Source organism: uncultured Candidatus Kuenenia sp., assembly GCF_900696675.1.
Taxonomy (GTDB): Bacteria; Planctomycetota; Brocadiia; order Brocadiales; family Brocadiaceae; genus Kuenenia; species Kuenenia stuttgartiensis_A.
Genome location: NZ_CAADGZ010000199.1, coordinates 1 through 3972, shown reverse-complemented (window position 1 = coordinate 3972; position 3972 = coordinate 1). Strand labels below are relative to the sequence as shown.

At 41.8% G+C, this 3972-nt stretch carries 6 protein-coding genes; 2 read left to right on the top strand and 4 right to left on the bottom strand.

The window, feature by feature from the left end; genetic code table 11:
• The first annotated feature begins 145 nt into the window (after positions 1-145).
• Positions 146-352 (top strand): type II toxin-antitoxin system RelE/ParE family toxin, encoded by a 207-nt coding sequence (locus QZT26_RS16730; protein ID WP_099324421.1) that lies wholly within the window; start codon positions 146-148, stop codon positions 350-352.
• Positions 353-364: 12 nt separating this feature from the next.
• Entirely contained in the window at positions 365-679 is a 315-nt protein-coding gene (locus QZT26_RS16725; protein ID WP_099324422.1) for a HigA family addiction module antitoxin, read from the top strand.
• 365 nt (positions 680-1044) lie between these two features.
• Here QZT26_RS16725 and QZT26_RS16720 read toward each other — a convergent pair whose 3' ends face one another.
• The 4 genes from QZT26_RS16720 to QZT26_RS16705 form a co-directional block, all read right to left on the bottom strand.
• Positions 1045-1827: a hypothetical protein gene (locus tag QZT26_RS16720; RefSeq protein ID WP_295103762.1), complete on the bottom strand. Its 783-nt coding sequence runs from the start codon at positions 1825-1827 to the stop codon at positions 1045-1047.
• Between the two features lie 130 nt (positions 1828-1957).
• Positions 1958-2143 (bottom strand): hypothetical protein, encoded by a 186-nt coding sequence (locus QZT26_RS16715; protein WP_295103760.1) that lies wholly within the window; start codon positions 2141-2143, stop codon positions 1958-1960.
• 75 nt (positions 2144-2218) lie between these two features.
• Positions 2219-3073 (bottom strand): hypothetical protein, encoded by an 855-nt coding sequence (locus tag QZT26_RS16710; RefSeq protein WP_295103758.1) that lies wholly within the window; start codon positions 3071-3073, stop codon positions 2219-2221.
• 142 nt (positions 3074-3215) lie between these two features.
• Positions 3216-3503, bottom strand: a complete 288-nt coding sequence (locus QZT26_RS16705) for a hypothetical protein (RefSeq protein WP_295103754.1) — start codon at positions 3501-3503, stop codon at positions 3216-3218.
• Between the last annotated feature and the right edge of the window lie 469 nt (positions 3504-3972).

Here is a 3972-nt window from a genome sequence, read left to right as displayed (position 1 = left end):
TTGACGGAGAAAGGCCAGAAGTTCTCTTGTTCACTGATGACCGCTTCAGCCCTTGATATTAAAGCACTTACGGAAATGGCGGCATGAAAAACACGCATAAAAAACAAGAAATTGATGGATAGTAGTACGAAGGTTTCCTCGTGATATGCAAATGCGCGCATTTGCAAAGCTCAATGCGATTGATGCAGCCATCCATCTTAAAGATTTGCACCTGCCACCATCAAACCGGTTTGAGGCGTTAAAGGGCGAACGTAAGGAGCAGTATAGCATTCGAATCAATGATAGATGGCGTATTTGTTTTGAGTGGCGTAATGGTAACGCAGAAGAGGTCGAAATTGTTGATTATCATTAAGGAGGTTACATAATGGCTAAACGTCGTATTACTCCAGTTCACCCTGGGGTATATCTGAAAGAATTACTCGATGAATTAAAAATATCACAATACCGGCTATCACAGGATTTAGGTGTGCCTGCCATGAGGATCAATCATGTGGTACATAGCAAACGTCCGGTAACTGCAGAGCTTGCCTTGCGTTTAGGGCGCTATTTTGGTCAAAGCCCGCGCTATTGGATGAACCTGCAAAGCCGGTATGATATGGATATTGCCGAAGATGCCTTATTCGAACAGGTAACACGTGAAGTTCGCCCCTTTAACGGTAGATTTATAATTCACAAGTAAACTTCATTCATAGGTCGAAATAGAGGGACACTTCCCATATTTAATTTACACCCGATTCTTTTTCCTTGCGCATACTCTTGCTATTTTTTGGCATACAGGGCATACAGAGGAAAATATCACACCTTAAAGTGCATGTCAAAAAATATGGGAAGTGTCCCTCTATAAGACCATAAAAGCAGAGGGACAAATATTGCTACCACAAATTCAATCTTTTTCATACTTTTACGTCCTTTCTGGTGCAGCGCACCATTAGTTTTTCTGTCTGGCGTTTTATTGGGAGTACACTTGTTTGAGACAACATCCTCTATTTACACAGCGATCTTTTCTGTTTTCTCGCAGTCAATGTATAGTCTCGCGCATGTTGTTTATTCGAGGAATTCAATGCGTTTAATATAAGCCTCGGCTTTTCCTCCACCCTCCGTTGTAGTAGTGTCAACCTCAAGACATAAAGCAGTTATTGCGGGAGCCTCTTTTTCGTAATATGTTTGAAACGCACTCGTCAATTCAAACTCTGAAATTACCGTTTCTTCAGGTTCCGGGTTTCCTACACAAACAAAACGCCCACCGGAGTGAAAATATCTCCCTTTGTAAGGTATGTTAATTTCGTCAGCTTCTCCGAGAAACAGGCTTATGAAATAAGGTAAATCCGGTATCATAAAATACCCACTGGACAATTTTTCTGGACCAAAAAATATATATAAACCCAAAGCCTGATTCCTATTTCCGCTCTCAAAGTTAGCATCCTTCGGGTATTTAATAATTCCCCATTCAATGCGCACTTTAGAAACTTCCGGAATAATGATATCCTTAAAAACAAGAAAACCTCTGACGGGTTGCTTTGTTTTAATAAACAACATTCCATCCTGAATAGATAATCCGATTTCCGGATGATACTTAGCGGCACCCTCACAATAAAGCCCCTTCGATTCCAACCATTTACGGACAGTACCGCCTGAATAATTCGAAAAATCTATTACATATTTTACCTTCTGAACCTTTTCATTGTCTTGTTTTTCCAGGCTGTTGTCCTTAGCAACTTCGGCTGGCTCTCGGATCTCGGCTCGTTTATTTTCTTCAGAAAAAACGTTTCCGCTCAAAACAAATATTACTATAAATATAAGACTTGCAATAAAACTTTTCATTTTCATTTTCGTTTCCTTTCCTTTCATGAAAATAATGAAAGGAGAGAAGTTGGGATTTAATATATACACTCCCAACTTCTCAACCGCTTAACCTTATAACCTCACGTTTTCAATTATCCAAAACGCATTTGTAGTATTATTTTGCAGCGTCCTGAATTTTCTCACCAGCCTTTTCGACCTGTTGCCCGGCTTTTTCTAAGGCCTTATCCAATTCCTTGCCTGCGCTCTCCACCGAACCCTCTTTTTTCTGGCAGCCGGCCAACCCTGCAAGCAAAGCGCTTATTGCTAACGCTACCATTACATTCTTACCAAATTTCATCATTTATATCTCCTTTATTAAATACAAACCATATAAACGGGAATCTGCCGGGATTTCCCTAACTCATGGGCTACGATTTTACCAAAAATTGTTTATATCACTTTCAAGTGTATCAAGGCGTCCTGAAATTTCGCCTTTTTCATCGGAGGTAAGGGGTTGGTCTTTTATCCGTTGCAAAAATTCCCTTCGGACTTCATCTAATCTCAATTGGAATTCCCTTCCCCGGACACGCGGCAATCTTCCGATCAGCATCCCATCGTCAATCTTCCTCTGGAGCACGATCATCCAATCCTCAAGCCTTGTCTCATCTATTCTTGAAGGATAGGCACGCACCTTCTTGACCTCCTCTTCCAGCTCGTTCAGTGTCGCGATAAGGGGATCCCATTCCTTCTGCGTGGTCTTTCTTTCCCTCAGCACCGTATAATCCCTTCGGAGATTATCAAGTTTTGTCAGAAAAGCCTGAGATTCGTTAGGGGTTAATTCACCAGATCCCAACCCATTGCCAATCGTCTGTTGAAGCAAAAACATTCGATCCGAGAATTGTGTCTCATCGATTCTTGAAGGATAGGCACGCACCTTCTTGATTTCCCCATCCAGCTCTTCCAGTTTCGTGATAATGGGATCCCATTCCTTCTGCGTGGTCTTTCTTTCTCTCAGCACCGTATAGTCCCTGCGGAGATTATCAAGTTTTATCAGAAAAGTCTGCGCCTCGTTAGGGGTTAATTCACCAGATCCCAACCCATTGCCAATCGTCTGCTGAAGCAAAAACATTCGATCCTCGGTTTTCCTTTCGTTTTCAGGCCATCTTTGAGAATGATAAACCAAATCACATTGTACCAGAACGGTCGTCATCCCCAGAACAATTGCAATAAGTAATATCTTTTTCTTAAAATGCCCTCCTTTCAAATATTTCAAATAATCAATTGCCTTCATCTTTCTTTTCCTCCTTTCTGAATTGTACGTCGATGTAGATTTTTCAGATTGTTTATTCAGGAAACTTATACTTCAACCATGTATGTTGGGTTTAGTTCCCCGACCCAACCTTATAAACTAAGCCCTACGCGCGACCATTACTTTACTTGAAATAGGAAACTACGTGGGCTACACCAGCCTGAAGATCATCCAAAACCTTGTCCGTGGTATCTTTGACCTTCTCCCACGCATCATCACCGGCTTCCTCCACCGCCTTCAGCTTTTCAGAAGCGATACGCTGTTTGTCGCGCAATTTATCGAGTTCCTGGGCATACCTGAGCTTCACGTCTGCCTCTGCGTTCTCGGCCTTCGCAGCTAATAGGTCAATCTGAGCTTTCGACTCTTGCAGTTGCTTCTCCATCTTTTGCTTATACGCGTCTTTCGTTTCCATAGGATATTCCTTTCTTTAAAATGGTCGTTACAAAGCGTGGCCTTTCACAGCCACTTGGTGATAGTTTTTCCAGGATTCACCGTCTTATTTTCAATCTCCTCTTGCGATTAGCTCCTGCCCAACAAGATCAGGATCAGTACGATAATCAGCACTATCCCAAAAACAAAGCCGGGTTTATAACCCCACGACCGGCTATATGGCCATGTTGGGATTACACCCAAAATGATCAGAATCAGAGCTCCGATTAATATTGTGCTAAGTGACATATTCGTGCTCCCGTTAAAAAATGAAGGTTAAATTAAAGTAGGGGCGAAGCATTTGATATAAATTGTCATAAATGCGTTCATACCTAAACTGGCAAATGCTTCGCCCCTACTTTTTCAAAAAACTAAATTGTTACACAAAATGTGAGTTTTATAAGAATGGCACTGGCAAACCCGTTTGCTCGTGCCACCAGGCCCTATCAATA